24 protein-coding genes are annotated in these 25,353 nt (G+C 65.4%); 16 read left to right on the top strand and 8 right to left on the bottom strand.

From position 1 onward, the window contains the following. Positions 1-14: 14 nt before the first annotated feature. Positions 15-1,328: an MFS transporter gene (locus tag XI05_RS15070; RefSeq protein ID WP_271502816.1), complete on the top strand. Its 1,314-nt coding sequence runs from the start codon at positions 15-17 to the stop codon at positions 1,326-1,328. A gap of 43 nt (positions 1,329-1,371) precedes the next feature. Here the strand turns inward: XI05_RS15070 and XI05_RS15065 are convergent, their stop codons facing one another. The 4 genes from XI05_RS15065 to fixL form a co-directional block, all read right to left on the bottom strand. Then, positions 1,372-2,070 (bottom strand): helix-turn-helix domain-containing protein, encoded by a 699-nt coding sequence (locus XI05_RS15065; RefSeq protein WP_271502813.1) that lies wholly within the window; start codon positions 2,068-2,070, stop codon positions 1,372-1,374. Positions 2,071-2,154: 84 nt separating this feature from the next. After that, positions 2,155-2,589, bottom strand: coding sequence for a response regulator transcription factor (locus XI05_RS15060; protein ID WP_271502810.1), 435 nt, complete (start codon positions 2,587-2,589; stop codon positions 2,155-2,157). Positions 2,590-2,632: 43 nt separating this feature from the next. Beyond that, positions 2,633-3,250, bottom strand: coding sequence for a response regulator FixJ (fixJ, locus tag XI05_RS15055; protein ID WP_172783913.1), 618 nt, complete (start codon positions 3,248-3,250; stop codon positions 2,633-2,635). A 3-nt stretch (positions 3,251-3,253) separates the two neighbouring features. Beyond that, positions 3,254-4,771: a sensor protein FixL gene (fixL, locus tag XI05_RS15050; protein ID WP_271502808.1), complete on the bottom strand. Its 1,518-nt coding sequence runs from the start codon at positions 4,769-4,771 to the stop codon at positions 3,254-3,256. Between the two features lie 219 nt (positions 4,772-4,990). On the opposite strand from fixL, the gene XI05_RS15045 reads away from it, so the two are divergent. The 10 genes from XI05_RS15045 to ccoS all read left to right on the top strand — a co-directional run bounded on the left by XI05_RS15045 (position 4,991) and on the right by ccoS (position 14,481). Continuing rightward, the gene (locus XI05_RS15045) at positions 4,991-5,824 is read left to right on the top strand and encodes a universal stress protein (protein ID WP_271502806.1); all 834 of its coding nucleotides are present in this window, start codon (positions 4,991-4,993) and stop codon (positions 5,822-5,824) included. Between the two features lie 39 nt (positions 5,825-5,863). After that, entirely contained in the window at positions 5,864-6,289 is a 426-nt protein-coding gene (locus XI05_RS15040) for a CBS domain-containing protein (protein ID WP_172783916.1), read from the top strand. A gap of 288 nt (positions 6,290-6,577) precedes the next feature. Next, positions 6,578-8,227, top strand: coding sequence for a cytochrome-c oxidase, cbb3-type subunit I (gene ccoN, locus XI05_RS15035; protein WP_271502803.1), 1,650 nt, complete (start codon positions 6,578-6,580; stop codon positions 8,225-8,227). Positions 8,228-8,239: 12 nt separating this feature from the next. Beyond that, a complete protein-coding gene (gene ccoO, locus XI05_RS15030) occupies positions 8,240-8,974 on the top strand; it encodes a cytochrome-c oxidase, cbb3-type subunit II (RefSeq protein WP_172783918.1) in 735 nt (244 codons plus the stop codon). A gap of 13 nt (positions 8,975-8,987) precedes the next feature. Then, positions 8,988-9,152, top strand: a complete 165-nt coding sequence (locus XI05_RS15025) for a cbb3-type cytochrome oxidase subunit 3 (RefSeq protein WP_271502800.1) — start codon at positions 8,988-8,990, stop codon at positions 9,150-9,152. Positions 9,153-9,158: 6 nt separating this feature from the next. After that, on the top strand, positions 9,159-10,034 hold the full coding sequence (gene ccoP, locus XI05_RS15020) for a cytochrome-c oxidase, cbb3-type subunit III (protein ID WP_271502797.1): 876 nt from the start codon (positions 9,159-9,161) through the stop codon (positions 10,032-10,034). A gap of 110 nt (positions 10,035-10,144) precedes the next feature. After that, positions 10,145-11,611: a cytochrome c oxidase accessory protein CcoG gene (gene ccoG / locus XI05_RS15015; protein WP_271502794.1), complete on the top strand. Its 1,467-nt coding sequence runs from the start codon at positions 10,145-10,147 to the stop codon at positions 11,609-11,611. Positions 11,612-11,627: 16 nt separating this feature from the next. Next, entirely contained in the window at positions 11,628-12,113 is a 486-nt protein-coding gene (locus XI05_RS15010; RefSeq protein WP_271502792.1) for a FixH family protein, read from the top strand. A gap of 11 nt (positions 12,114-12,124) precedes the next feature. Continuing rightward, on the top strand, positions 12,125-14,314 hold the full coding sequence (locus XI05_RS15005) for a cation-translocating P-type ATPase (protein ID WP_271502789.1): 2,190 nt from the start codon (positions 12,125-12,127) through the stop codon (positions 14,312-14,314). Next, positions 14,314-14,481, top strand: a complete 168-nt coding sequence (gene ccoS / locus XI05_RS15000; RefSeq protein ID WP_271502786.1) for a cbb3-type cytochrome oxidase assembly protein CcoS — start codon at positions 14,314-14,316, stop codon at positions 14,479-14,481. The genes XI05_RS15005 and ccoS overlap by 1 nt, the downstream gene beginning before the upstream one ends. Here ccoS and XI05_RS14995 read toward each other — a convergent pair. Beyond that, positions 14,478-15,680, bottom strand: coding sequence for an MFS transporter (locus XI05_RS14995; RefSeq protein ID WP_271502783.1), 1,203 nt, complete (start codon positions 15,678-15,680; stop codon positions 14,478-14,480). The two genes, ccoS and XI05_RS14995, sit on opposite strands and share 4 nt — an antisense overlap. Positions 15,681-15,834: 154 nt before the next feature. Next, complete coding sequence (locus XI05_RS14990; RefSeq protein WP_271502780.1) at positions 15,835-16,314, bottom strand: cupin domain-containing protein; 480 nt, start codon at positions 16,312-16,314, stop codon at positions 15,835-15,837. Between the two features lie 274 nt (positions 16,315-16,588). Here XI05_RS14990 and XI05_RS14985 point away from each other — a divergent pair, with 274 nt between their 5' ends. Further along, positions 16,589-17,305, top strand: coding sequence for a peroxiredoxin-like family protein (locus tag XI05_RS14985; protein WP_271502777.1), 717 nt, complete (start codon positions 16,589-16,591; stop codon positions 17,303-17,305). Between the two features lie 9 nt (positions 17,306-17,314). Here the strand turns inward: XI05_RS14985 and XI05_RS14980 are convergent, their stop codons facing one another. Continuing rightward, positions 17,315-18,202: a LysR family transcriptional regulator gene (locus tag XI05_RS14980; RefSeq protein ID WP_271502774.1), complete on the bottom strand. Its 888-nt coding sequence runs from the start codon at positions 18,200-18,202 to the stop codon at positions 17,315-17,317. Positions 18,203-18,400: 198 nt separating this feature from the next. On the opposite strand from XI05_RS14980, the gene XI05_RS14975 reads away from it, so the two are divergent. Together XI05_RS14975 and XI05_RS14970 are read left to right on the top strand one after the other, a co-directional pair. Continuing rightward, a complete protein-coding gene (locus XI05_RS14975; RefSeq protein WP_271502771.1) occupies positions 18,401-19,546 on the top strand; it encodes a patatin-like phospholipase family protein in 1,146 nt (381 codons plus the stop codon). Positions 19,547-19,637: 91 nt separating this feature from the next. Then, positions 19,638-20,582 (top strand): oxygenase MpaB family protein, encoded by a 945-nt coding sequence (locus XI05_RS14970; RefSeq protein ID WP_271502769.1) that lies wholly within the window; start codon positions 19,638-19,640, stop codon positions 20,580-20,582. Positions 20,583-20,877: 295 nt separating this feature from the next. On the opposite strand, the gene glgA is transcribed toward XI05_RS14970, so the two are convergent. Then, positions 20,878-22,293, bottom strand: a complete 1,416-nt coding sequence (glgA, locus tag XI05_RS14965; RefSeq protein ID WP_271502767.1) for a glycogen synthase GlgA — start codon at positions 22,291-22,293, stop codon at positions 20,878-20,880. A 193-nt stretch (positions 22,294-22,486) separates the two neighbouring features. Between glgA and XI05_RS14960 the strand changes: the two genes are divergently transcribed. Further along, positions 22,487-23,683 carry a CaiB/BaiF CoA transferase family protein gene (locus XI05_RS14960; protein ID WP_271502765.1) on the top strand — a complete coding sequence of 399 codons (1,197 nt, stop codon included), beginning with the start codon at positions 22,487-22,489 and terminating at the stop codon, positions 23,681-23,683. A gap of 131 nt (positions 23,684-23,814) precedes the next feature. After that, positions 23,815-25,266 (top strand): ABC transporter substrate-binding protein, encoded by a 1,452-nt coding sequence (locus XI05_RS14955; RefSeq protein WP_271502760.1) that lies wholly within the window; start codon positions 23,815-23,817, stop codon positions 25,264-25,266. Positions 25,267-25,353 lie beyond the last annotated feature (87 nt).

The following is a 25,353-nucleotide window of genomic DNA, read 5'->3' as shown; positions in this document are numbered from 1 at the left end:
AGGGCTGACCGCCCGTGCTGTTGTCGAGGAAGCCGAACCATGCAGATCGCGGCGGCGTCGTCGAGCAGGACAACGTCGTGGTGCAGGCGGCTGCGGGCATTCCGGCGCCGTCGCGCCAGAGCCTGCGCGGCCTCGACTGGTTCATCTTCTTCCTCGCCGACGTGCAGACCGGATTCGGCCCCTTCATCGCGGTCTACCTGACGACGCAGAAATGGACCCAGGTCGAGATCGGGCTCGTGCTGTCGATCGGTGGCATCGTCGCCCTGATCGGCCAGATGCCGGGCGGCGCGATCATCGATGCCGCGAAATCGGAGCGCCTCGTCGCCGGCCTCGCCATCGCGACCATCGGCGCCTGCGCGCTGGCCTATGCGGCGATGCCGATCTTCCCCGTCGTGGTCACCGCGGCCACACTGCATGCGATGGCGAGCTGCGTGCTCGGGCCCGCGATCGCCGCGATCAGCCTCGGCCTCGTCGGCCCGCTCGCGATCGGCGAGCGGCTCGGCCGCAACGCGCGCTTCGCCTCGCTCGGCAACGGCGTCGCGGCGGCGGTGATGGGCACCGCAGGCTATCTGCTGTCGAGCCGCTCGGTCTTCCTGGTCACCTTCCTGCTCGCGATCCCGACCCTGATCGCGCTGTCGCGCATCCGCGAGAACGAGGTCGACATCAGGCGCTGTCATGGCGAGATGCCGCCCGAAGCCGCCGATCGCGGCGACCCCAATATCTGGCACCTGATCCGGCAGCGCCCGCTGATCGTGTTCGCGCTCAGCGTGCTGCTGCTGCAGCTGGCGAATGCCGCGATGATGCCGCTGATGGCGAGCGCGGTGACGGCGCGGTCGAGCCAATGGGCGACCGTGCTCGTCGCCTTTTGCATCGTCGTTCCGCAAGCGATCGTGGCGCTGCTGTCGCCGACGGTCGGGCGCAAGGCGCAAGCGTGGGGCCGCCGGCCCCTGCTGCTGATCGGATTCGGCGCACTGGCGATCCGCGGCCTGTTGTTTGCGACCGTGCGCGATCCGTATCTGTTGGTGCTGGTGCAGGTGTTCGACGGCATCACCGCGGCGGTATTTGCGGTGATGATCCCGCTGATCGTCGCCGACGTCGCGTTCGGCAGCGGGCATTTCAATCTGGCGCAGGGGATCGTCGGCACCGCGATGGGCATCGGCGCATCGCTGAGCACGGTGCTTGGCGGCTACGTCAGCGACAAGTTCGGCAATGCCACCGCGTTCATCGGGCTGTCCGGCGTCGCCGCAGCGGGACTGCTGCTGATCCTCTTTGTGATGCCGGAGACGCGGCGCACGGGGCTGGTCGCCGCGAAAGAAATGGCGGGCTGAACGAGTTCAGCCGGCCCAAGTGGTTGGGGAGGTAGATTAAGGATCAGGCGTCGAGATTGTGCAGGCGCTGGCGGTTGCGCAGCACGATCTGGCGGGCGCCGGAGAAACCGAGAATGCCCTGAGCGTGAAGCTGCGACAGCGCGCGCGACACGGTCTCCAGCGTGAGGCCGAGATAGTCGCCGATGTCGCGGCGGCACATCGGCAGTGCCATCATGCCGGCAACGGCGAGGCGGCGGTCCATTTCGAGCAGGAAGGTCGCAACGCGCTCCATCGCGGTCTTGCGGCCCAGCAGCAGCATGTGGTCCTCGGCATGGCGAAGCTCGCCGGCGGTCATGGCCCAGAGCTTGCGGGCGACCTGCACGTCGGTGCCGGCGGCCTTTTCGAGGCTCGCGCGCTTCACGAGGCGAACGGTGGTGTCGATGATGGCTTCTGCGGCGAGGCGGTGCGTGGGACCGGATTCGAGGCCGAACACGTCGCCGGGAAGATGGAAGGCGCCGATCTGGCGGCGGCCGTCGGAGAGAAGCTTGTAGCTGCGCACCGCGCCGGTGACGACCTGGTAGACATATTCGGCCGCCTCGTCCTCGCCATAGATCTCCTCGTCCTTGCCGTAGGAGAACTCGGTGGCGACCAGGCCGACATGGCCGGCGATGGCGCCGAACTGGTCGGTAACGGAGTGGGCAGGAGCAATCTTGCCACCCACTTGGGTGTTGATCGCCTGGGTGTTGAGCGTCTGGGTCAGCATCTGCGCCATCTCCGTTGTGATGACGCTTTCCTACGCGGTATCGGGTGCTTCGAAAATTTCGCGAGATATCTTAAGGGGGGTGCCTTACGTAGAATCCCGTAGGTCAGGCGTGGGGCGGTCCTTGATCGCGTGGCGGATGCATTTGACGAGGTTTTCGTCGAGAAGCGGCTTCAAAACCACGTCCTTGATGCCCGCCGTCGCAGCCCGGGCCGAGATGTTCTCGTCGGGATAGCCGGTGATCAGGATCACGGGCGCGTCGCGGTCGGATTTGCGCAGGCGGCCGGTCAGGTCAATGCCATTGATGTCGGGCATCTTGTAGTCGATGACGTAGCAGTCCGGCCCTGGCGCGGCGCCGAGATTGAGCAGCGCCGTGCCGCTCCTGAAGGTTCGCACGGCGAAGCCGTCAGTCTCCAGCAGAAACCGCAGGGATCCCAGGACTGCGGCATCATCGTCGACCACAAAGACGGTGGGCTGTGGGGAGGACGACGGCCGCGCACGATATGGGCTGACCTCAACCATGCTCTCTGGTTAGCACGGCGTCGTGAAGCCGCCTTGACCTGCCTCAATCCTTGAGCATGCCGGCGCGCATCGCCAGGCGAACCAGTTCCGAAAGGCTGCTCGCCTGCATCTTGGTCATGACGTTGGCCCGGTAGACCTCGATCGTCCGCGGGCTGATGTCGTATTCGCGGGCGATCAGCTTGTTGGAGAGGCCCGCGACCAGCCCCTCCATGACCTGGCGCTCGCGCGGGCTCAAGGACGCGACGCGGGCAGCGATGTCCTGCGCGACGGCCTCGTTCTTGGCGGCGGGCTCGGCCTGGCGGATCGCCGACTCGATCATGGCGGTGAGACGGTCGTCATCGAACGGCTTTTCCAGGAAGTCGACGGCCCCGAGCTTCATCGCCTCGACCGCCAGCGGCACGTCGCCATGACCGGTCATGATCACGATCGGGAACGGGCTTTGCTGCGCCTTCATCCGCTTCAAGAGCTCGATGCCGTCGAGGCCGGGCATGCGCACGTCGGAGACGATGCAGCCGAAATCGAGGCCGGGCAGGGCTTCGAGAAAGGCGAGCGCGTCGTCGAACAGGGTGACGGCGAAGCCGGCGGAATCCAGCAGGAAGTTCAGCGAGTCCCGCATCGCTGCGTCGTCGTCGATGACGTAGACATGTCCCTTGGTCGTCATGAATCAGCTCTCGTCGGTTGCCGGCAGGGTGAAGCGGAATGTCGCTCCGCCCGCTGCGTTGCTCTCGGCCCACATGCGGCCGCCATGGGCCTCGATGATCGAGCGGCTGATGGAGAGTCCCACGCCCATGCCGGTGTCTTTGGTGGTGAAGAAGGTCTGGAACAGGTTTGGAATGATGTCTTCCCGGAAGCCGATGCCGGTGTCGGAGACTTCCACCTCGATCATGCCGTCGGCGACGCGGGTGTTGGCGACGACGAGCTCGCGCCGCTGCGACTGCGCCATGGCCTCGAGCGCGTTGCGGAACAGGTTGACCAGCACCTGCTGAATCTGCACCCGGTCGGCGAGAACGAGGTCGGCGTCGGGATCGAGGCTGAAGCGGAGCTGCACGTTCTGCTCGCGCGCGCCGGCGAGCCCGAGCGCGCCGGCTTCCTCGATCAGCTTGGACAGGCTCTCGACCCGCTTCTCCGATTCTCCGCGGGAGACGAAGTCGCGCAACCGGCGGATGATCTGGCCGGCGCGCAAGGCCTGCTCCGCGGCGCGGTCCAGCGCGCTTTCGACCTTCGGCATGTTGGGATCGGTGCTGCCGGCGAGGAGGCGCCGCGATCCCTTCATGTAATTGCTGATCGCCGCCAGCGGCTGGTTGAGCTCGTGGGCGAGCGCGGAAGCCATCTCGCCCATCGCGGTCAACCGCGACACGTGCACGAGCTCGGATTGCAGCTCCTGGAGCCGCGCCTGGGTCTGCTGGTGCTCGGTGAGGTCGCGCACGAAGCCCGTGAAATAGGGCTCGCCCGCGCGTTGCGTCTTCCCGACGGACAGGTGCATCGGGAACGTCGTGCCGTCGCGGCGTTTGCCCGTCACGATCCGGCCGATGCCGATGATGTGCGGATCATTGGTCCTGAGATAACGCGCGAGATAGCTGTCGTGCCGCGACTGATCGGGCTCCGGCATGAGAATGCTCACGTTCCGCCCGATCGCTTCCTGCCTGCTGTAGCCGAACAGCCGCTCCGCGGCGCTGCTGAAGAGCTGCATGATGCCGCGTGAATCGATGACGATCATGGCGTCGGGCACCGTTTCGAGAATCGAGCGAAGATGATTCTCCTGGGAGCGCAGAGCCTCCTCGAGCTGCTTCTCCTCGTTGATGTCGAGGAATATCCCGCTGAGGTGACGCGGCGTGCCCGCATCGTCCCGGATCACGCCGGCCCTGGCCCGGATCCATTGACCGTTGCCGGACGCGCCGCCGATCTTGAAGGACAGGTCGAGACCCCCGCCGCCTTCCGAGGCGCGCCCGATCGCCTTCAGAAGGTGGTCCCGATCGCCCGGCTCCAAGAGCGAAAGAAACAGATCGTAGCTGACGGCCTGGTCCGGCTGCAGGCCAAACAGCCGCCTGGCCATGTCCGACCATTCGAGTTCTCGGGTCTGCAGGTCGAGGTCCCAGGTGCCGACCCCGAATCCCTCGATGCGGACCCGGAAATGCTCGCCCCGACCATCGTCTGCCGGATGGATCACGCGGGTCGGCGCCAAGCTCTGCTCCCATTCTCGGCGGGCCGGCAGGATGCCTTTACCGCTCCGGGAATGTCGCCCAAGGCTTGCCCGGAGGCAAGCGCGGACGTTGAATCCACTGGCGGATTTCCGATTGCACGGAGAGCGGGCCACCAGCAGCGTCGGATTTGATCTATCTCAGCCTGTTGCGCGGCAGCAGGTCTAGGATTCGAAAAAATTCTGCAATGCTGGAGATATCCGATGACATACGCGACCGTCATGGTCAGCCTGGCGTGCGAGCAGCGCAACGAAGCGCGTCTTCAGGTCGCAGGCGAGCTCGCCGAACGATTCGAGGCGGCCATCATCGGTGTCGCCGCAGCGCAATTCGCCCCGCCGCTCTATTTCACCGACGGCGCCGAGGCGCAAGCGCTGATCGACGACGGCGAAGCTTCGATCAAGCGGCGGCTCGCCGGCCTCGAAGCAGAATTCCGCGCGGCCGTGAAAAATCGCGGCGGGCATGCGGAGTGGCGCAGCGCCATGGACTATCCGGCGCGCTTCGTCGCGGCGCAGGCGCGTTGCGCCGACATCGTCGTCAGCGGTGGGCAGAGCCCGGCCTTCTCCGATGCTTTCTCGCTGGCGAGCCCCAAGGACCTGGTGATGCAGGCCGGCCGCCCGCTGCTCGTCGTTCCCGACCGGGCCGACTGGCTCGACCTGCGCAACGTGCTGGTGGCGTGGAAGGACACGCCGGAGGCGCGGCGGGCGGTGGCGGGCGCGCTGCCGATGCTGCACAAGGCGAAGGACGTCACCATCGTTGCAATCCCAGAGCGGGGTGACGATCGTTCGGCCGCGATGGCCGGCGTCAGCGACGTTGCCACCTGGCTCGGCCGTCACGGCGTCACCGCGACTGCGCGGGTCCTGGAGGCTGCAGGAAACGAAACCCCTGCTGCGCGGTTGGAGAAGGTCGCCGGTGACGTCGGCGCCGGCCTGATCGTCGCGGGCGCCTATGGTCATTCGAGATTTCGCGAACTGATCCTCGGAGGCGTCACCCAGTATCTGGTGACGCAAACCGCCCGCAGCGTGCTGCTGTCGCACTGACCACCGGCCGGCCAATTGAGGAATCGAGGAGGACGCGCCGTGTATCAATTTCTTGAACAGACCGTCGACGGCTACATGACGCGCAACGTCAAGACGGTGCAGCGCGGCCTCGACTTGTTCCAGCTCAGCGAGATGTTCGAGACCGACGATTTCAACTCCTATCCGGTCGAAGACGACGGGCAGGTGGTCGGCATCGTCACCAAGTTCGACATCCTGAAGTGCTTTGCATTCACGCCGAGCCAGATGTTGCCGCGCTACGACGACCTGATGAGCCGCAAGATCGGCGACGTCATGACGCCCGAGTTCATCTATGTCAGCCCCGACACGCGGCTGACACGCGTGCTCCAGATCATGGTCGAGCACCGCATCAGGAGCATCATCGTGCTCGACGGCATAGAGAAGCTGGTCGGCATCATCGCGCGCGAGGACGTCATCGCGGCGCTCAAGGCGACGGCGCGGGAGTGACGTCCGGATCCTTCCGTTCCAACTCCGTGATTTCACGGAGAGTCTCGAAGCATGGCCGCAGTCGTAGGGTGGGCAAAGCGAAGCGTGCCCACCATTTCTGTCGCGGTGTCGGATAGATGGTGGGCACGGCGCAAGGGCGCCTTTGCCCACCCTACGATTCTGGACTCGCGGAAACCGACCCCTGGCAGCTGGCTCACATCAACAGAAATCCATCCATCTTGATTTCAATCAATTCCCCGCGAGGGTCGATGTGGTTTCTGGCAGCGTGTTCGTTCAGAGAGAATCCGCATGAGCCAGCCCTCCATCTCAAAATCCATGACGTCAGGTGAAAGCGGCCTGGCTGTCGTATTCGCAGTCACCGCTTTCCTCTGCGTGATCGCCTCGGCCAAGGCGCTCGATGCGCCCTTCGCATTCCACGCCGCGCTCAGCGCGGCGGCGAGCGTGGCTGCGGTGTTCTTCATCGTCAACCGCTACTTCGAACGGCCGGCGGCGCTGCCGCCGGCGGAGATCAACGGCCGACCCAACTACAACATGGGGCCGATCAAGTTCTCCGCCTTCATGGCGATGTTCTGGGGCATTGCCGGATTCCTCGTCGGTCTCATCATCGCCTCGCAGCTGGCCTGGCCGGCGCTGAACTTCGATCTGCCCTGGACCAGCTTCGGCCGCCTGCGGCCGCTGCACACCTCCGCCGTGATCTTCGCCTTCGGCGGCAACGTGTTGATCGCGACCTCCTTCTACGTGGTGCAGAAGTCCTGCCGCGCGCGCCTTGCCGGCGACCTCGCGCCGTGGTTCGTCGTGGTGGGCTACAACTTCTTCATTCTGATCGCCGGCACCGGCTATCTGCTCGGCGTCACCCAGTCGAAGGAATATGCCGAGCCGGAATGGTACGCCGACCTGTGGCTGACCATCGTCTGGGTGGTCTATCTGCTCGTCTTCCTCGTCACCGTCATCAAGCGCAAGGAACCGCACATCTTCGTCGCGAACTGGTTCTATCTCGCTTTCATCGTGACGATCGCGGTGCTGCATCTCGGCAACAATCCCGCGCTGCCCGTCTCCGTGTTCGGCTCCAAGTCCTACATCGCCTGGGGCGGCATTCAGGACGCCATGTTCCAGTGGTGGTACGGCCACAACGCGGTCGGCTTCTTCCTGACCGCCGGCTTCCTTGCCATCATGTACTACTTCATCCCGAAGCGCGCCGAACGGCCGATCTATTCCTATCGGCTGTCGATCATCCACTTCTGGGCGCTGATCTTCCTCTATATCTGGGCCGGCCCGCACCATCTGCACTACACGGCGCTGCCCGACTGGACGCAGACGCTCGGCATGACCTTCTCGATCATGCTGTGGATGCCCTCCTGGGGCGGCATGATCAACGGCCTGATGACGCTGTCGGGTGCCTGGGACAAGCTCCGCACCGATCCCGTGCTGCGCATGCTCGTCGTCTCCGTCGCCTTCTACGGCATGTCGACCTTCGAAGGCCCGATGATGTCGATCAAGGTGGTCAACTCGCTCAGCCACTACACCGACTGGACCATCGGCCACGTGCATTCCGGCGCGCTCGGCTGGGTCGGCTTCGTCTCCTTCGGAGCGCTCTACTGCCTGGTGCCGTGGGCCTGGAATCGCAAGGGTCTCTACAGCCTCAAGCTCGTCAACTGGCACTTCTGGATCGCCACCCTCGGCATCGTTCTCTACATCTCGGCGATGTGGGTGTCCGGCATCCTGCAGGGCCTGATGTGGCGCGCCTACACTTCGCTCGGCTTCCTCGAATATTCCTTCATCGAGACCGTCGAGGCGATGCATCCCTTCTACATCATCCGCGCCGCAGGCGGCGGCCTGTTCCTGATCGGCTCGCTGATCATGGCCTACAATCTCTGGATGACGGTTCGCGTCGGCGAACAGGAAGTCCAGATGCCCGTCGCTCTTCAGCCGGCGGAATGAGGAGCTCAAGCAATGTCGTTCTGGACACGCCACCAAATCTTCGAAAAGAACTCGATCATCCTGATCGTCGGCATCCTGCTGGTGATCGCGGTCGGTGGTCTCGTCGAGATCACCCCGCTGTTCTACCTCAAGAGCACGATCGAGAAGGTCGACGGGGTCAGGCCCTACACGCCGCTCGAGCTCGCCGGACGTAACGTCTACGTCCGCGAGGGCTGCTATCTCTGCCACTCGCAGATGGTCCGGCCCCTGCGCGACGAGGTCGAGCGCTACGGCCACTTCTCGCTCGCCGCCGAGAGCATGTACGACCACCCGTTCCAGTGGGGCTCCAAGCGCACCGGTCCGGATCTCGCCCGCGTCGGCGCCAAATATTCCGACGAATGGCACGTCACCCATCTGACCAACCCGCGCGCGATCGTGCCGCAGTCGGTGATGCCCGGCTATCCGTTCCTGAGCAAGGCCGAGGTCGACCCGGATGCGATCGCCGGCGACATGCGCGCGCTCAAGACCGTCGGGGTCCCCTATAGCGACGAACAGGTCGCCAATGCCGCCGCCGACCTGAAGGCCCAGGCAGATCCGGACAATGCCGGCACCGACGCCTTCACCAAGCGCTACGCCAAGGCCGTCGTACGCAATTTCGACGGCAAGACCGGCACGCCGACCGAGATGGACGCGCTCGTCGCGTACCTGCAGATGCTCGGCACGCTGGTCGACTTCAAGATCTACAACGAGAAAGCCAATCTTCGCTGAGAAGGCATGAACGATGAAAGCCATCCTGACCGTCCATAATCTTGCGTCCGATCTCGTGACGACGATCTGGACCCCGGCGTTCGTCGCGATCTTTCTCGCGATCATCGCCTACGCATTTTGGCCCCGTAACAAGGCTGCGTTCGACGAGGCAGCGCACCTGCCCTTGCGGGAGGAGTGAGAAATCATGACCGATCATTCTAGCGACATCGATTCCGTGTCGGGCAAGTCCACGACCGGGCACGAGTGGGACGGCATCAAGGAGCTCAACACGCCGCTGCCGCGGTGGTGGGTGATCTGCTTCTACCTGACCATCGTCTGGGCGATCGGCTATTGGATCGTCTATCCGGCCTGGCCGCTGATCCAAAGCAATACCACCGGCCTGTTCGGCTACTCCTCGCGCGCCGACGTCGCCGTCGAGCTTGCCAACCTCGAGAAGATCCGGGGTGACAAGATGGCGGCGCTGGGCACGGCCTCGCTCGTCGACATCGAGAAGGACCCGGCTCTGCTGGCGCTCGCTCGCGCCAAGGGCAAGACCGTGTTCGGCGACAATTGCGCGCCGTGCCACGGTTCCGGCGGTGCCGGCGCCAAGGGTTACCCGAACCTGAACGACGACGACTGGCTGTGGGGCGGCACGCTCGACCAGATCATGCAGACCATCCAGTTCGGCGCGCGTTCCGGCCACACCAAGACCCATGAGGGCCAGATGCTCGCCTTCGGCAAGGACGGCGTGCTGAAGGGCGACGAGATCGTCACGGTCGCCAATTACGTGCGGTCGCTCTCGGGCCTGTCGACCCGCAACGGCTATGACGCCGCCAAGGGCCAGAAGATCTTCGCGGAGAATTGCGCCGCCTGCCATGGCGACGCCGCCAAGGGCAACCAGGAGATGGGCGCACCTGATCTGACCGACAAGATCTGGCTCTACGGCTCCGACGAGGCGAGCCTGATCGAGACCGTCAGCCAGGGCCGCGCTGGCGTGATGCCGGCCTGGGAAGGCCGGCTCGATCCCGCCACCATCAAGGCGATGGCGGTCTACGTCCACTCGTTGGGCGGCGGAAAATAGCGGGACCGGCAGCAAACGGAGGCAAACAAAAGTGCCTCCGTTTGCGCTGGATCAACTGATGCGGCGGTGTCGGGTCTAGGTTTAATCGCACCTCTTGAAAAGTTTTGGCGATGAACAAGACCGTGAACCCGAAAGACCTCACATCGGACGATGACTACGGGCCACTCTACGCAGCCCGCAAGAAGGTCTATCCCCAGAGCGTGTCCGGTACATTCCGCCGGATCAAATGGGGCCTGATGGCGTTCTGCCTCGGCGTCTATTATTTCCTGCCCTTCGTGCGCTGGAATCGCGGTCTCGGCGCGCCGAGCCAGGCGGTGTTGATCGATCTTCCCAACAGCCGCTTCTATTTCTTCTTCATCGAGCTGTGGCCGCAGGAGGTCTACTACTTCACCGGCCTGTTGATCGTCGCGGCGGTGGCGCTGTTCCTGATGAACTCCATCGGCGGCCGGATCTGGTGCGGCTACCTCTGTCCGCAGACGGTGTGGACCGACCTGTTCTATGCGGTCGAGCGCCTGATCGAGGGCGACCGGCGCGAGCGCATGAAGAAGGATGCCGCGAGCGATCCGATGAAGCTCGAGCGCATCTCCGAAATCGTGCTCAAGCATTCGATCTGGCTCTTGATCGCCTGGTGGACCGGCGGCGCCTGGGTGCTCTACTTCAACGACGCGCCGACCCTGGTGAAGGAGCTCGTCACCTTCCAGGCGCCGATGATCGCCTATATCTGGATCGGCATCCTCACCGCGACGACCTACATCCTCGCCGGCTACATGCGCGAGCAGGTCTGCACCTATATGTGCCCCTGGCCGCGAATCCAGGCCGCGCTCACCGACGAATGGGCGCTCAACGTCACCTATCGCTATGACCGTGGCGAGAAGCGCACCTCGGTGAAGAAGGCCGCCGAGCTGCGCGCGCTCGGCCAACAGGTCGGCGATTGCGTCGACTGCTACCAGTGCGTGGCGGTCTGCCCGACCGGCATCGACATCCGCAACGGACCGCAGATGGAATGCATCCAGTGCGGGCTCTGCATCGATGCCTGCGACAACGTGATGACGAAGATCGGCCGGCCGAAGCGGCTGATCGGCTACGACAACGACATCAACATCCACCGGCGCCAGGAGGGCAAGGCGCCGATCTACCGGATCGTCCGCGCCCGCACCGTCGTCTACAGCGCGATCATCGCGGCGGTCGGCGGCATCATGATCTATACGCTGGCGACCCGCAGCCTGCTCGACGTCAACGTGCTGCACGACCGCAACCCGGTCGCGGTCAAGCTCAGCGACGGCTCGATCCGCAACGCCTATACGGTGCGGCTCCTGAACAAGAGCGGCTATGACCGCGTCATCGCGATCGACGCCAATGGGCCGGTCAATTCGACCGTTCACGTCGTCGGCGTCGATTCGGTGACGCCGGACCGACCGATGATCGTGATCCCGCGCGATGCGACGAGCGAGCTGCGGCTTCTCGTCACCGCGCCGGCCGACAACAATCCGGAGAAGTCGATTCCGGTCCACTTCCACGTCACGGACATCGGGCTCGGCGTCGTCGCTTCCGCCACCGACAATTTCGTCTCGCCTTGAGAATCAGGAGACTGCCATGGCTTCCAAGCCGCTGACCGGAACCAAAGTCTTCCTGATGCTGGTCGCTTTCTTCGGCCTCGTGATCGGCGTCAACGTCACCATGATGAAGCTCGCGATCGCGACGCTGCCCGGCACCGACGTCGACAGCCCCTATGCCGCGGGCCTGACCTATGAGCACGAGATCTCGGCGGCGCAAGACCAGGCCGCGCGCAAATGGAAGGTCAACGCCCATATCGAGCGCCGCAACGACGGCGGCGCCTCGGTCCAGGTCGAAGCCCGTGATGCCGGCGGCCAACCGATCTCCGGGCTGAAATTCGGCGGCCGGCTGGAGCGGCCGACCGACAAGCGCGCCGACCTCGCCGTCGAGCTCAGCGAAGCCGGCGGCGGTCTCTATCGCGGCAATGCGGCGTCCGTCGCGCCGGGGCAATGGGACCTGGTGATCGAGGGCGAAGCGCGGGGGACGCGCGTGTTCATGTCGCGCAACCGCGTGATCCTGAACTGAAGGATTCCGTCATGCAGGTCACGCGCGATTTCTCTCACTATGTTCGCGACGCGGGCGAGGGCCTCCGGCACATCGATCTCGCCGTCGAGGGCGTTCACTGCGCCGGCTGCATGGCCAAGATCGAACGCGGGCTCTCGGCCATCCCCGACGTCACGCTGGCCCGCGTCAACCTCACCGACCGCCGGGTCGCGCTGGAATGGAAGGCGGGCACGCTCGGGCCCGACCGCTTCATCGACCGGCTCGAAGAGCTCGGGTACAAGGCCTATCCGTTCGAGACCGAGAGCGCGGAAGCGACCGAGGTTGCCGAATCCCGCTTCCTGCTGCGCTGCCTCGGGGTTGCGGCCTTTGCCACCATGAACGTGATGATGCTGTCGATCCCGGTGTGGTCGGGCAACGTCTCGGACATGCTGCCGGAGCAGCGCGACTTCTTCCACTGGCTGTCGGCGCTGATCGCGCTGCCGGCGGCGGCCTATGCCGGCCAGCCGTTCTTCCGCTCGGCTTGGCGCGCGCTTTCGGCCAAGACCACCAACATGGACGTGCCGATCTCGATCGGCGTGATCCTGGCGCTCGGCATGTCCGTGGTCGAGACGATCCATCACGCCGAGCATGCCTATTTCGATGCGGCGATCATGCTGCTGACCTTCCTGCTGGTCGGCCGCTTCCTCGACCAGAACATGCGACGGCGGACCCGCGCGGTCGCCGGCAATCTCGCGGCGCTGAAGGCGGAGACGGCCGCGAAGTTCATCGGGCCCGACGAGATCTCGCAGGTGCCGGTGGCGGCGATCCATCCCGGCGACATCGTGCTGCTCAGGCCCGGCGAGCGCTGCGCGGTCGACGGCACCGTGATCGAAGGGCGTTCGGAGATCGACCAGAGCCTGATCACCGGCGAGACGCTCTATGTCACGGCCGAGCAGGGCACGCCGGTCTATGCGGGATCGATGAACATCTCCGGCAGCTTGCGGGTGCGGGTCTCGGCCGCCTCCGAGGCGACGCTGCTCGCCGAGATCACGCGGCTGCTCGACAACGCGCTCCAGGCGCGCTCGCGCTACATGCGCCTCGCCGATCGAGCCTCGCGGCTCTACGCGCCGGTGGTGCATGCGACCGCGCTTTTGACCATCCTCGGCTGGGTCATCGCGGGTACCTCCTGGCATGATGCTATCGTGACCGGCGTTGCCGTGCTGATCATCACCTGTCCCTGCGCGCTCGGGCTCGCGATCCCGACCGTGCAGACGGTGGCCTCGGGCGCGATGTTTAGGGCGGGTGTGCTGCTCAATGCGGGCGATGCGATCGAGCGGCTGGCGGAAGCCGACCACGTCATCTTCGACAAGACCGGCACGCTGACGCTGCCCGACCTCGAAGTGATGAACGCGGCCGATATCCCCGCCGACATCTTCGAGCTCGCCGGGCGCCTCGCGCTGTCGAGCCATCATCCGGTGGCCGCCGCGGTCGCGCAGGCTGCCGGTGCCAGATCGCCTGTTGTCGGCGCGGTCGAGGAGGCCGGGCAGGGCGTCCGTGCGACCGTGGATGGCGTCGAGCTTCGCCTCGGTCGCCCCTCTTTCTGCGATGCCGAGACGCTGATCGGCAGCCTCATGGTCGATTCCGAAGCCTCCATCGTCGCGTTCAGCAAGGGCAGGGAAAGGTTCGTCCTCTCGGTTCGCCAGGGCCTGCGCCCCGATGCGCAGGCCGTGATCGCAGCGCTGAAGGAGCGCAACATCGGCATCGAGATCTTGTCCGGCGACCGCGAGCCCGCGGTGAAGGCGGCGGCGCATGCCCTCGGCATTCCCGAATGGCGCGCCGGCGTCACCCCGGCGGACAAGATCGCGCGTATCGAGCAACTGAAACAACGTGGCGCGAAAGTGCTGATGGTCGGCGATGGCATGAACGATGCGCCCTCGCTCGCGGCGGCCCATGTCTCGATGTCCCCGATCTCGGCCGCGCATCTCAGCCAGGCCACCGCCGATCTCGTCTTCCTCGGCCGGCCGCTGGCCCCCGTCGTCGCCGCCATCGACGCTTCGCGCAAGGCGCTGCATTTGATGCGGCAGAACCTCTGGCTTGCGATCGGTTACAATGTGCTCGCGGTGCCGGTTGCGATCAGCGGCGTCGTAACGCCCCTGATCGCGGCCGCCGCCATGAGCGGATCGTCGATCCTGGTGATGCTGAACTCGCTGCGCGCCCGCAGCACCTCACGGGAGATCGTGTGATGGAGATCCTGGTCATTCTGGTCCCGCTGGCCTTGATGCTCGGAGGTGCCGGTCTCGTCGCTTTCCTGTGGTCGCTCAGGAGCGGCCAGTACGACGATCTCGACGGCGCCGCCTGGCGCGCCATTGCCGACGACGAGCCGCCGGAGGAAGCGCCGGCGAAACGCTAGCGTTTCAGGGCGAAAGTGAGCAAGCCCGCCAGCGCGAGGGCGGCCCCGACACCCCAGATGCTGGCTTGCCAGCCGAAGCTGTCGAACAGGCGGCCGAGCACGGCCGTGCCGACCAGCCCGCCGCAGAAGTAGCACGCGAGATAAGCCCCGCTGGCGATGCCGCGATTGTCGGCTGCGGCCTGTCCGACGAAGCCGGTGGCGGCGGCCTGCGCGAAGAACGTGCCGACGCCGACCAGGACCATGCCGGCGAGCACCTCGCCGAGATGCGGCGCCAGCATCAAGGGCAAGCCGAGCCCGGCGACGGCGAGCGCGCTCCAGATCGTGGGCCGCGTTCCCAGCCGCGCGGCTACCTTGCCGGCCAGAAGCGTCGTGACGACAGAGGGCAGGAAGACGAAATAGACGAGGCCGAGATCCATCATGCCGAGCGACAGCGGCGGCCGCACCAGCACGAAATTGACGTAGGTGAAGGTACCGATGAAGGCGAACAGGATGCAGAAGCCGATGCCGAAAGCGGCGCGCAGCTGCGGATTGCGCCAATGCGCGATGGTGGCGGCAAGCGGCGAAGCCGCCGGCATTATCGCATGCATCGGCCGCACGCGGTTGACTGTGAGATAGACCAGCGCCGCGCCGGCAAGATTGAGCGCCGCGAAGAAATAGAAGTTCCAGGCGAGGCCGAGGCCATCGGCCAATGCGGCCGAGATCAGCCGGCCGACGAGATTGCTGGCGACATTGCCGGTGATGTAGGCGGCAAACGCGCCGCCGGCGTCCATGGCGCTGCATTGCTCGCCGAGATAGGCGAGGGTGAGCGCGAAGGCCGACGCCATGCACAGGCCCTGCACGACCCGCAAGGTGGTGAAGACCGCAAGATTGGGCGCGACAGCCAGCAGGCTGGTGGGGATCGCAAGCAGGGCCAGGCTCAGCAGGATGCCGGTTCGCCGGTCGATATGCGGGCTGAAGAAGCCCACCACGAGGCTGGCCGCGGCCATGCCGAACGTGCTGGCGTTGACGGCAAAGCCCATTGCCGCGGGCGTGACGTCGTAGTGCCGCGTCAGCGAGGGCAGGATCGCCTGCGTCGCGAAGAGATCGACGACCGTCAGGAAGGCGGTGAGGCCGATCACGAGCGAGCGCAGCGCGAGGCCAGGGGAGTGCGCCTCCATTGGCATCGCGGCCGGTTTGATCGACGCGGAAAGATCGGTCATGGCATGATTGTCCGTTGATCTGTCATTCCGGGCTGGTGCGCGCGGGACCGCAAAGCGGCCTGGAGCACCAGACCCGGAATCTCGAGATTCTCAGGTGCGCAACAGCGCACCAGAGTTCGCTTCGCGCCCCGGAATGGCGGGACACCAAAGGCTGTCACATGTGATGGTCGTTGGGATCCTTGCGGACGTCGCCGACATAGAGAATGACGGTCTCCTTGCCGAGATTCTTCCACCAATGCGAGGTGCCGTAGACTTCGGGGCGGATGTCGCCGGCCTTGTGCACGATGGGGTCGACGCAGTTGGAGGCGTATTCGACGATCTCGCCCTGCTGCACGAAGATCAGGGCGGGGCGGTCGTCATGGCTGTGCCAGGGCACGATGCCGCCGGGCTCGATGGTCAGCTTGCGGAAGCGCAGCTCGCGGCCCTCGATATGGGCGGGCTGCTTGCCGAGATCGATCGCGCCGAGCGTCACGTCGGTGACGCCGACGGGCTTGTAGTCGACCATCTGCTGCGCGTTCGGCTTGGTCTTGCCGGCCGGACAATCGCCGGCGAAAACCGGCGTCGCAAACGTCAGCACGCCGAGAACGGCAACGCCGGTCCAAACCACGCGCGGCATTGTGAGATGGCTAGACATGGAAAGTCTCCTCTGTTGGCCGCAACCCTGATGGCCGCGGGCGATGGCAGGAGCTTCGCCCGAGACCCTCTTCATCTTGAAATGCCGGCTTGCTTTCGATGCGATAGCCCGGCGCTATGCCGATAGGCGGCAGCTATCGAACCGATTGGGCATCGGCATTTCCGCTTTCGCGGCATCCGGCGTCCGATGCCAGCGCGCCCGATTGCGGTCGCCCCTTGCGGGCGGGCGAACCGGGAAACTAATATTTCGCTCTCAGGGATGCCGGAGCAGCAAGATGACGTTTCTCTCGCCAGCCGACGCCGAACAGCTCAGGCTCGCGTTCCAGCGCTGCCGCGACATGGACGGCACGCTGAACGAACAGCTCCGCGCCTATGCCGATGCCAGCCGCAAGGTCTTTCCGGCCTATGGCGAGGCGGTGGATCGCCTGGTCGCGCGATTGAACGGCAACGGTGGTGGCGAGACCGCACCGCGGCCGGGCGATCCGATGCCGCCGTTCATGCTGCCGGACGAGGGTGGGCGTCTCGTGTCGCTGCCCTCGCTGCAGGCGCGCGGCCCCGTCGCGGTGATGTTCTTCCGCGGCCACTGGTGTCCCTATTGCCGGCTCAATGTCCGTGCCGTGGTCCAGTCGGTGGACCGCATCAAGGCGATGGGAGCGCAGGTCGTCGCGATCATGCCGGAGACGCAGGAATATACCGGGCAGCTCAAGGCCGAATCCGGCGCGCCATTTCCGATCCTGACGGATCTCGACAACGGCTATGCGCTGTCGCTCAGCCTCGCGATCTGGCTCGGCGCCGAGATCCAGCAGTTGCTGTCCTATCAGGACATGGCGAAATTCCACGGCAATGACGGCTGGATGCTGCCGATCCCGGCCGTGTTCGTGGTCGGGCGCGACGGCATCGTGAAAGCCCGTTTCGTCGATCCTGATTTCCGCAAGCGCATGGAGATCGACGATCTGATCGAAGCGCTGGAGCGCGCGAGCCGGGAGAATTGAGCGCCGGCGCTATCCCGCGATCTCGCGCCAGTCGGCGCCGCGCAGCATGCGCATCACGGCGTTGCCCACGGCGGTGCGTTGCCGGCCGGCGACCCCATAGAGGTTGACGGTGCGGCGGGTGTCCAGCCCCGTGACTGCGGCGCGGGTCAGCCGTTCCGGCACGGGTGAGGTGTGCGGCACCATGGCGATGCCCATCTCGGCCTCGACCAGCTCGATCAAATCGCGTTCGTTCGAGACCTCATGACCCTGTTCGATGTCGATGCCGTGCTCGCGCAGGCTCGCGGAGATGCGGCGCGCGTGCTCGCAGAAGGTTCGGCTCAGCAGCAGCTCCGATCGCAGATCGTCCAGCTCGACCGAGCTGCGGCCGGCCAGGCGGTGCCCGTCGCCGACGACGAGCTCGAAGCTCTCGGTGAACAGCGGCCAGACATCCAGCCGGTCCCAGGCCTCGTCGATCTCGGCCGCGACGCCGAGCTCGGCTTCGCCCTTCTTCAGGAAGTCGCCGACCTCCCGGCCCGAGCCGCGCAGGAAGCGGAATTCGAGCCGGTTGAACTGCCGCTTGATCTCGTTGAGATGGGGAATCAGCAAAGCGAGGTCGATCGAATGCGTCAGCGCAATGCGGAGCGCGCCGACCTCTCCGCTCCTGAACGAGGAGGCGAGCGAGCGGGCGCCGATGGCCGCGTCATAGCACTGCTTCAGAAGCGGATGCATGCGCTGGCCAAGCTCGGTCAATTGTGCGGCGGGGCGTTCGCGGCGGAACAGATCGCCGCCAAGCTCGGCCTCGAGCTGCTTGATCGCGCGCGTCAGCGACGGCTGCGTCACGTTGCACTCTTCGGCCGCGCGCGTGAAGTTCAAGAGCTGCGCCACCGCGAGGAAATAGCGGACCTGGTGCATTTCCATGGATCGGCTCCCAGCAAAAATCGACCGGAAATCTAGCCGATCAGGGCCGGGAATGACATCCCGTGCCGATAGCGCCCGCCTATGGTAATGGAAGCCAACCGGCATTTCCAAAAGGCCCGACGCGGGGCGAGAACGGCAGAACGTCACAATCAGCTTACGCCTGACGAATGGCAAGCATAGGCTCACCAGGAGCGAGACATGGGCACGCAGGACAATTCGCAGCACAAGAAGTTCGACCTGCCGGGTCAGGTCGTGCTCGTGCTTCAGGGCGGCGGCGCGCTCGGCTCGTACCACGCCGGGGTCTACCAGGCCTTGCACGAAGCCGGCATCGAGCCGGATTGGATCATCGGCACCTCGATCGGTGCGATCAATGCGAGCCTCATCGCCGGCAACGCGCCCGAGCACCGGCTCGCGCGCTTGCGGGAGTTCTGGAAGCGGATGGAGCAGCAGCCGGTCTGGGACTGGCGCGCCGCGTTTCCCGGCTTCAACGAGAAACTGGCCTATTGGTCGACCGTGACCCACGGCATTGCCGGTTTCTTCCGGCCCAATCCGCTGGCCCATGCCGGCGATTCCTATCCGCTGGGCGCCGATCACGCCGGCTATTATTCGACCGCGCCGCTGGAGAAGACGCTGGGCGAGCTCGTCGATTTCGATCTCGCCAACCGCTGCGCGCCGCGCCTGACGGTCGGTGCGGCTCACGTCGGCATCAGCGAAATGCGCTATTTCGACAGCCGCGACGGCGAGCTGACGGTGAAGCATGTGATGGCTTCGGGCGCGCTGCCGCCGGCCTTCCCCGCCGTGCGCATCGACGGCGAGCTCTATTGGGACGGTGGCATCCTGTCGAACACGCCGACCGAAGCGGTGTTCGACGACAATCCGCGCAGGGACTCGCTGATCTTCTCCGTGCATCTGTGGAATCCGGTCGGGCCGGAGCCGACCACGATGGCGGAGGTGCTGAACCGGCACAAGGACGTGCAATATTCCAGCCGCATCGCGAGCCAGATCGCGCGCCAGCAGCAGGCCCATCGCCTGCGCCACGTCATCAATCAGCTCGCGGCGCGGCTGCCCGAGAGCGAGCGCAACGATCCCGCGGTGACGGAGCTGACGAGCTACGGCTGCCCGACCCGCATGCATGTGGTGCGGCTGCTGGCGCCGCAGCTCGAGCACGAGACCCATACCAAGGATATCGACTTCAGTCCGTCCGGGATCACGCGGCGCTGGCACGCCGGCTATGCGCACACGAAGTCGGTGCTGGCGCGCAAGCCCTGGATCGGCGAATTCGATCCGCTCGCCGGCGTTGTGCTGCACGAGCATCTGGACGAGATGCCGATGGCGGCGGAGTGAGGGCTCTGTCCGTCATAGCTTCGCACGACGACGATTTCGCAGGCGCGCGGTCCGGAGTATGGTCGCCGTGTCTTCGTCGCGAGGCCTGCAATTGGTAGCCGAGAAAGATCTGGAGGAGTCGCTCGATACGCTGCGTGCGAACGCGGCGGGACCGGTCGCGGGCGTATTCGGTCCGGCCTCGCTGACCTGGCAGATCGACCGGGAGGCCGTGATCTTTCTCGGCGCCGGCCGTGCGCTGCTGCTGCAGCTGGCCCATCCATGGGTGGCGGCGGCGATCGCCGAGCATTCGCGCACCCTTGCCGATCCGATCGGCCGCTTCCATCGCACCTTCGACATCGTCTTCACGATGGTGTTCGGCTCGCTGGACCGGGCGCTGCTGTCGTCCCGGCAGCTGCATCGGCGTCACAGCATGATCGTCGGCGAAATGCCCGAGACCGTGGGTCCGTTCGTGGCCGGCTCGCGCTACTGCGCCAACGACATCCCCGCGCTGCGCTGGGTCCATGCGACGCTGGTCGAGACCGCGCTCATGGCACATGATCTGGTGCTGCCGCCACTCTCGGCGGAGGAGCGCGATCGCTATTGGTGCGAGGCCAGGCTGTACGGCGCCCTGTTCGGATTGACGGGGGATGATTTGCCGGCGAACTGGTCCGGCTTCGCCGCCTATACCGCGGCGATGGCGCAGTCGGAGACGCTGACGGTCGGCAGCGCAGCACGCGAGATCGCCGCGCAGATATTCAGCGGCGCCCGCCCGTGGTTGCGGCCACCGCAATGGTATCGCGCGCTCACCGCGAGCATGCTGCCGGAGCGCTTGCGTGCCGGCTTCGGCTTTGAGCTCGACGCGCGCGGAATCCGATCCGCCGACAACGCACTGCGGTGGATCAGGCGCACCTATCCGAAATTGCCTGACAGGCTGCGCTATGTCGGCCCCTACCAGGAGGCGCAGGCGCGGCTGCGGGGCGAAGCGCAGCCCGACTGGATGACACGGTGTCTCAACCGCGCCTGGATCGGCCGGCCGCAGATGGACGTGCGTCGCTGAGCGCTCCCGGCGTGTCCCGGACAAGCTGCAACGCGTGGAGCGTTGCAGCGCAGAGCCGGGACCCAGAGGCGACGAGCTCCGGCGCACTATGGGCCCCGGCTCAGCAGCGCACCACGTCGCAAGGGCGACGCGCTGCGCTGCGTCCGGGGCACGAGAGCGGAGTGAGGCGCGCGACTTTCTCCTTCTCGTCATTGCGAGCGCAGCGAAGCAATCCAGAGTCCCTCCGCGGAAAGAATCTGGATTGCTTCGTCGCTTCGCTCCTCGCAATGACGGAGTATGCGGAAACGCCTCAGCCTCACACCGACGCCAGCTTCCTATACAGCGCGCTGTAGCTGCCGGCCGAGATGCTCCAGGAGAACGAGCGTCCCATGGCGCTGCGGCGCATCGTATCGAGCTGGTCGTGGGCCATGAAGGCCGAGAAGGCGCGCCGCACGCCGCCGAGGAAGGACTCGCGCGAGGGCTTCGAGAACAGGAATCCGGTCTCGCCGTCGCTGATGGTCTCGGCGAGGCCGCCGGTCTGGTGACCGATCGGCAGCGAGCCGAAGCGCTGGGCGTACATCTGGCTGAGCCCGCACGGCTCGAACCGCGACGGCATCAAGGTGAAGTCGCTGCCGGCGAAGATGCGCCGCGCCTGGGCCTCGTTGAAGCCGATCGCGACCCCGATTGCGTCGGGGCGACGGCGGTGCGCGTCGATCAGGGCCTGCTCGAGCGCCGGCTCGCCGGAGCCGGTGACCACGATCTGCCCGCCGGCGTCGACGATCTCGTCCGCCGCCGACAGAACGAGGTCGATGCCCTTCTGATGCACGAGACGCGCGACGATGCCGAACATCGGCCCGCGCGAGACCGCCAGCCCGAACTGCTTGCGGACGTAGTCCGCGTTCGCCTTCTTGCCGATCCAATCGCCGGCGCCGAATTGCTGGGCGAGCTGGGCGCAGGAGCGCGGGTCCCAGCTCTCGTCGATGCCGTTGAGGATGCCGGTGAGCTCGGCGGCGTCCGAGCGCAGGCGGAGCAGGCCCTCCAGGCCACAGCCGAACTCGGCCGTGGTGATCTCCCGCGCGTAGGTGCCGCTGACCGTGGTGAGGTGCGACGCGTAGACGAGGCCTGCCTTGAGAAAGGAGACCTGATCGTAGAACTCGACGCCGTCGATGTGGAAGGAGCTCTCCGGTGCGCCGATCCGCCGCAGCGAGTCCTTCGGGAAGAGCCCCTGATAGGCGAGGTTATGAATGGTCAGGATCGACGGCAGCTTGGCGCCGCGCCAGGCAAGGTAAGCCGGCACGAGCGAGGCCTGCCAGTCATTGGCATGGATCAGGTCTGCTGCCCAATTCTTGTCCAGCTTGCCCATGGCCAGCTCAGCCGCCGCCGAGGCGAAGCGCGCGAAGCGGATGTCGTTGTCGGGCCAGTCGCGCCCGAACTCATCGCCATAGGGGTTGCCGGGCCGGTCGTAGAGCTGCGAGCACAACAGCACATAGACCGGCAGGCCGTCCTTGGTCGCGGCACGGCCGAGCGAGCAGGCCGGCATCTCCGCGAATGCAGGACAGCGGCCAACGATCTGAATATGCGTGAGTTGCTCGATGATGTCGCGATAGCCGGGCAGCATGATCCGGATATCGGCGAAGGAGCGAAGTGCGCGCGGGAGGGCGGCGGAAACCGCGCCCAGTCCGCCAACGCGGACGAAGTCGTCCATCTCTGTGGTGACGAACAAGACCCTCAAGAACAGCCGCCCTCTTCAGACCCCGCTTGCTGCTATGCAAGAACGGGTCCAGTTGTGCTGGAATTCCAAAGCCCGCCCACGCGGCACGTCTGTTCGGTAAACACTTTCCTACTCAGCCGCCGCCCTCTAGGGTCGCCGCATCAACAACAAAGAACTTCGACGGTTCCAAAGAGTTCCGAGGACGCAGGCAGGCATGCAGCTAGCAGATAAGCATGAGGGGACGACGACAAAGGCCTTCGCAGGCCTGCGGGTACTGGATTTTTCGACCACGATCGCCGGGCCCCATTGCACGCGGATGCTGGCCGACATGGGCGCCGAGATCATCAAGATCGAGACCGACGGCGGGGAGACGATGCGGACCCGGCCTCCCTTGCGCAACGGCTGCAGCACCGCGTTCGGCCAGCTCAATGTCGGCAAGAAGAGCGTGGTCCTCGACCTCAAGTCCGAGGATGGCAAGGAGGCGGTGCGCCGGCTGGCCGCGACATCGGACATTCTGGTCGAGAACTTCCGTCCCGGCGTGATGCGCCGCCTTCGGCTCGACTACGACAGCCTGCGTCAGGTCAACCCGAGGCTGATCTACTGCTCGATCTCGGGTTATGGTCAGACCGGCCCCTCGGCCGAGCTGCCGGCCTACGCCCCGGTGATCCACGCGGCCTCAGGCTACGACATGGCGCATCTTGCCTACCAGCCGGGCCGCAACCGCCCGGACTATTGCGGCATCTACCACGCCGACGTCGTCACCGGCACCTACGGTTTCGGCGCGATCGCGTCCGCGCTCTATCAGCGCACCGTGACCGGTGTTGGCCAGCACATCGACGTCTCCATGCTGGAGACGATGCTGTCGCTGACGCTGACCGAGTTGCAGAGCTCGCAATTCACGGTGGCGCCGCCGCCACGCCCGATGTTCGGACCGACCGAGACGGCAAGCGGCTACGTCATGATCACGATCGCCAGCGAGAAGACGTTCCAGGCCTTGATGGGGGTGATCGGCCGCCCCGACTGGGTCTCCGATCCGCGCTTCGCCACCTATGCCGCGCGCCGCGAGAACTGGGCCGAGCTGATGGACGGCGTCGAAATCTGGTCGCGGCAGCTTTCGACCGCTGCATGCCTGCGCGTGCTTGGTGCTGCCGGCGTGCCGGCCTCGGCCTATCGCAGCGTGTCCGAGGCCTTGGCCGATCCGCAGCTTGCACATCGCCGGGCGCTCACCGAGGTGCGGGACGAGGGCGGCTCGTTCCAGGTGCTCAACCTGCCGTTTCGGATGTCGGCGGCTGACACGACGCCGGCCAAGACCGTGTCCGTGCTCGGCGAGCACACAAGCGCGTTGCGCGAGGAGATCGGCCTTGCGAGCGGCGTATCAATTCCGCCAGGCAAAACAGCCGCGACATCCTGAGTCGCATCGCCACCACATGCGGCGTTTGAACTCTCGTTGGTTCCTCTTGCCGAGGCGAGCATTTGTCGCCAAGCTCGCGTCCGAGTCATTCAACGATCCGAAACATCGGACGCGGGATCCCGGGAGGAACCATGACGAACGCGGCGGCCGTGGCACGCAAGCGCGTGCCTATTTTCCTCGTTGCGGCATTTGCACTGGCAACGCCAGTACAGGCGCAGAAATCGGGCGGCAGCATCACCGTCGGTCAGGAGCTGGAGATTTCAGGCTTCGATCCGCTCAAGGTCGGCGTCTACGACACCTCGACCTTCACCGCTGCCGCCGCGATCTTCGACACGCTCACAACGCTGAATGACAAGGGCGAGGCCGCCCCGAAGCTCGCGGTGTCCTGGACCCATTCCGACGATTACAAGAGCTGGACCTTCAAGCTTCGCGAAGGCGTGAAATTCCATGACGGCACGCCATTCAATGCGCAGGCCTTCAAGGAGAATTTCGACCGGCAGAAGGACCCCGCCAACAAGTGCCGCTGCGCCTTCTACATCACCAACGTCAAGGAGGTGCTGGCGCCCGACGAATACACAATCGTCTATAATCTCACGGATCCTTCCGTGAACCTGCCGGCGACGAACACCATCCAGAGTCAGAACAATGTCGTGCATTCGCCGACGGCCTGGAAGACCAAGGGCGACGATTACAATCGCAATCCCGTCGGCACTGGCCCCTATATCCTGAAATCATGGACCGCCGGCGACCGCATGGTGCTGGAGAAGAACCCCAATTACTGGGACAAGGGCCGTCCCTATCTCGACCGCATCATCCTGAAGCCTTTGCCTGACGCGCAGTCTCGTTTCGCCTCGCTGCAATCGGGCGAGGCCGACATCATCTGGGACGACGAGAACGACGCCGACAACATCATGAAGGCGCAGAAAGACCCCAAGCTCACGGTGCACACCTACAAGGGCTCGGGCGCGCAGGTCTACGCCTTCAACACCAAGGTGGCGCCATTCGACGACGTCCGGGTGCGGCAGGCACTGGTGATGGCGATCGACCGTCCGAAGATGTCGCAGGCGATCAGCAACGGCCTGAGCCGGCCTGCGAGCAATCCCTACGGCGACGGCTCCTGGGTCAAGTGCAAGGACGACGGGGCGCTGCCGTTCGAGGTCGAGAAGGCCAAGGCGCTGATCAAGGAATACGGCAAGCCGGTCGAGTTCAAGATGCTGGTGACCGCAACGCCCCGAGGCCGCATGATCGGCCAGGTGCTGCAGCAGTTCTGGAAACGCGTCGGCGCCAACATGGAGATCGAGCAGGTCGACCAGGCCACGATTCCGACGCGCGCCTTCACCCGCCAGTTCCAGCTGACGCCGTGGCGCATCGTCGATCTCGCCGATCCCGATCCACAGATGTACGCGAACTTCCGCAGCGGCAGCCCGCTGGCGCTCGCCGGCTTCTCCGATCCCGAGCTCGACAGGCTTCTGGACCACGCACGCGTCACCGCCGACATCACCCAGCGCACCGAGGATTACTGCGCCATCAGCCGCCTGATCAACAAGGAGGCGATCTGGTTCTGGACCTTCCAGAACACTTAACTACGCGCTGTCGAGCGCCAAGTTGAAGGGTTTTCCCAAGATCTACAACGGCGTGATCGACGTCTCGACCACCTGGCTGGAATGACG

Origin of the sequence: Bradyrhizobium sp. CCBAU 11357, assembly GCF_028128865.1 — a bacterium.
In the GTDB taxonomy this organism is placed as follows: Bacteria; Pseudomonadota; Alphaproteobacteria; order Rhizobiales; family Xanthobacteraceae; genus Bradyrhizobium.
Note: the sequence above shows the minus strand (reverse complement) of the source record. Positions and strands in the feature narration are given on the sequence as shown.

Excerpts from the sequence above, each read along its gene's own strand:
- ccoN (WP_271502803.1), top strand. The coding sequence starts at position 6,578 with ATGAGCCAGCCCTCCATCTCAAAATCCATGACGTCAGGTGAAAGCGGC.
- ccoG (WP_271502794.1), top strand. The coding sequence starts at position 10,145 with ATGAACAAGACCGTGAACCCGAAAGACCTCACATCGGACGATGACTAC.
- ccoS (WP_271502786.1), top strand. The coding sequence starts at position 14,314 with ATGGAGATCCTGGTCATTCTGGTCCCGCTGGCCTTGATGCTCGGAGGT.
- XI05_RS15065 (WP_271502813.1), bottom strand. The coding sequence starts at position 2,070 with ATGCTGACCCAGACGCTCAACACCCAGGCGATCAACACCCAAGTGGGT.
- ccoP (WP_271502797.1), top strand. The coding sequence starts at position 9,159 with ATGACCGATCATTCTAGCGACATCGATTCCGTGTCGGGCAAGTCCACG.
- XI05_RS15025 (WP_271502800.1), top strand. The coding sequence starts at position 8,988 with ATGAAAGCCATCCTGACCGTCCATAATCTTGCGTCCGATCTCGTGACG.
- XI05_RS14990 (WP_271502780.1), bottom strand. The coding sequence starts at position 16,314 with ATGTCTAGCCATCTCACAATGCCGCGCGTGGTTTGGACCGGCGTTGCC.
- XI05_RS14955 (WP_271502760.1), top strand. The coding sequence starts at position 23,815 with ATGACGAACGCGGCGGCCGTGGCACGCAAGCGCGTGCCTATTTTCCTC.
- XI05_RS14960 (WP_271502765.1), top strand. The coding sequence starts at position 22,487 with ATGCAGCTAGCAGATAAGCATGAGGGGACGACGACAAAGGCCTTCGCA.
- XI05_RS15010 (WP_271502792.1), top strand. The coding sequence starts at position 11,628 with ATGGCTTCCAAGCCGCTGACCGGAACCAAAGTCTTCCTGATGCTGGTC.
- XI05_RS14995 (WP_271502783.1), bottom strand. The coding sequence starts at position 15,680 with ATGACCGATCTTTCCGCGTCGATCAAACCGGCCGCGATGCCAATGGAG.
- XI05_RS15060 (WP_271502810.1), bottom strand. The coding sequence starts at position 2,589 with ATGGTTGAGGTCAGCCCATATCGTGCGCGGCCGTCGTCCTCCCCACAG.
- XI05_RS15005 (WP_271502789.1), top strand. The coding sequence starts at position 12,125 with ATGCAGGTCACGCGCGATTTCTCTCACTATGTTCGCGACGCGGGCGAG.
- XI05_RS14980 (WP_271502774.1), bottom strand. The coding sequence starts at position 18,202 with ATGGAAATGCACCAGGTCCGCTATTTCCTCGCGGTGGCGCAGCTCTTG.
- XI05_RS14975 (WP_271502771.1), top strand. The coding sequence starts at position 18,401 with ATGGGCACGCAGGACAATTCGCAGCACAAGAAGTTCGACCTGCCGGGT.
- XI05_RS14985 (WP_271502777.1), top strand. The coding sequence starts at position 16,589 with ATGACGTTTCTCTCGCCAGCCGACGCCGAACAGCTCAGGCTCGCGTTC.
- XI05_RS15045 (WP_271502806.1), top strand. The coding sequence starts at position 4,991 with ATGACATACGCGACCGTCATGGTCAGCCTGGCGTGCGAGCAGCGCAAC.
- ccoO (WP_172783918.1), top strand. The coding sequence starts at position 8,240 with ATGTCGTTCTGGACACGCCACCAAATCTTCGAAAAGAACTCGATCATC.
- fixJ (WP_172783913.1), bottom strand. The coding sequence starts at position 3,250 with ATGACGACCAAGGGACATGTCTACGTCATCGACGACGACGCAGCGATG.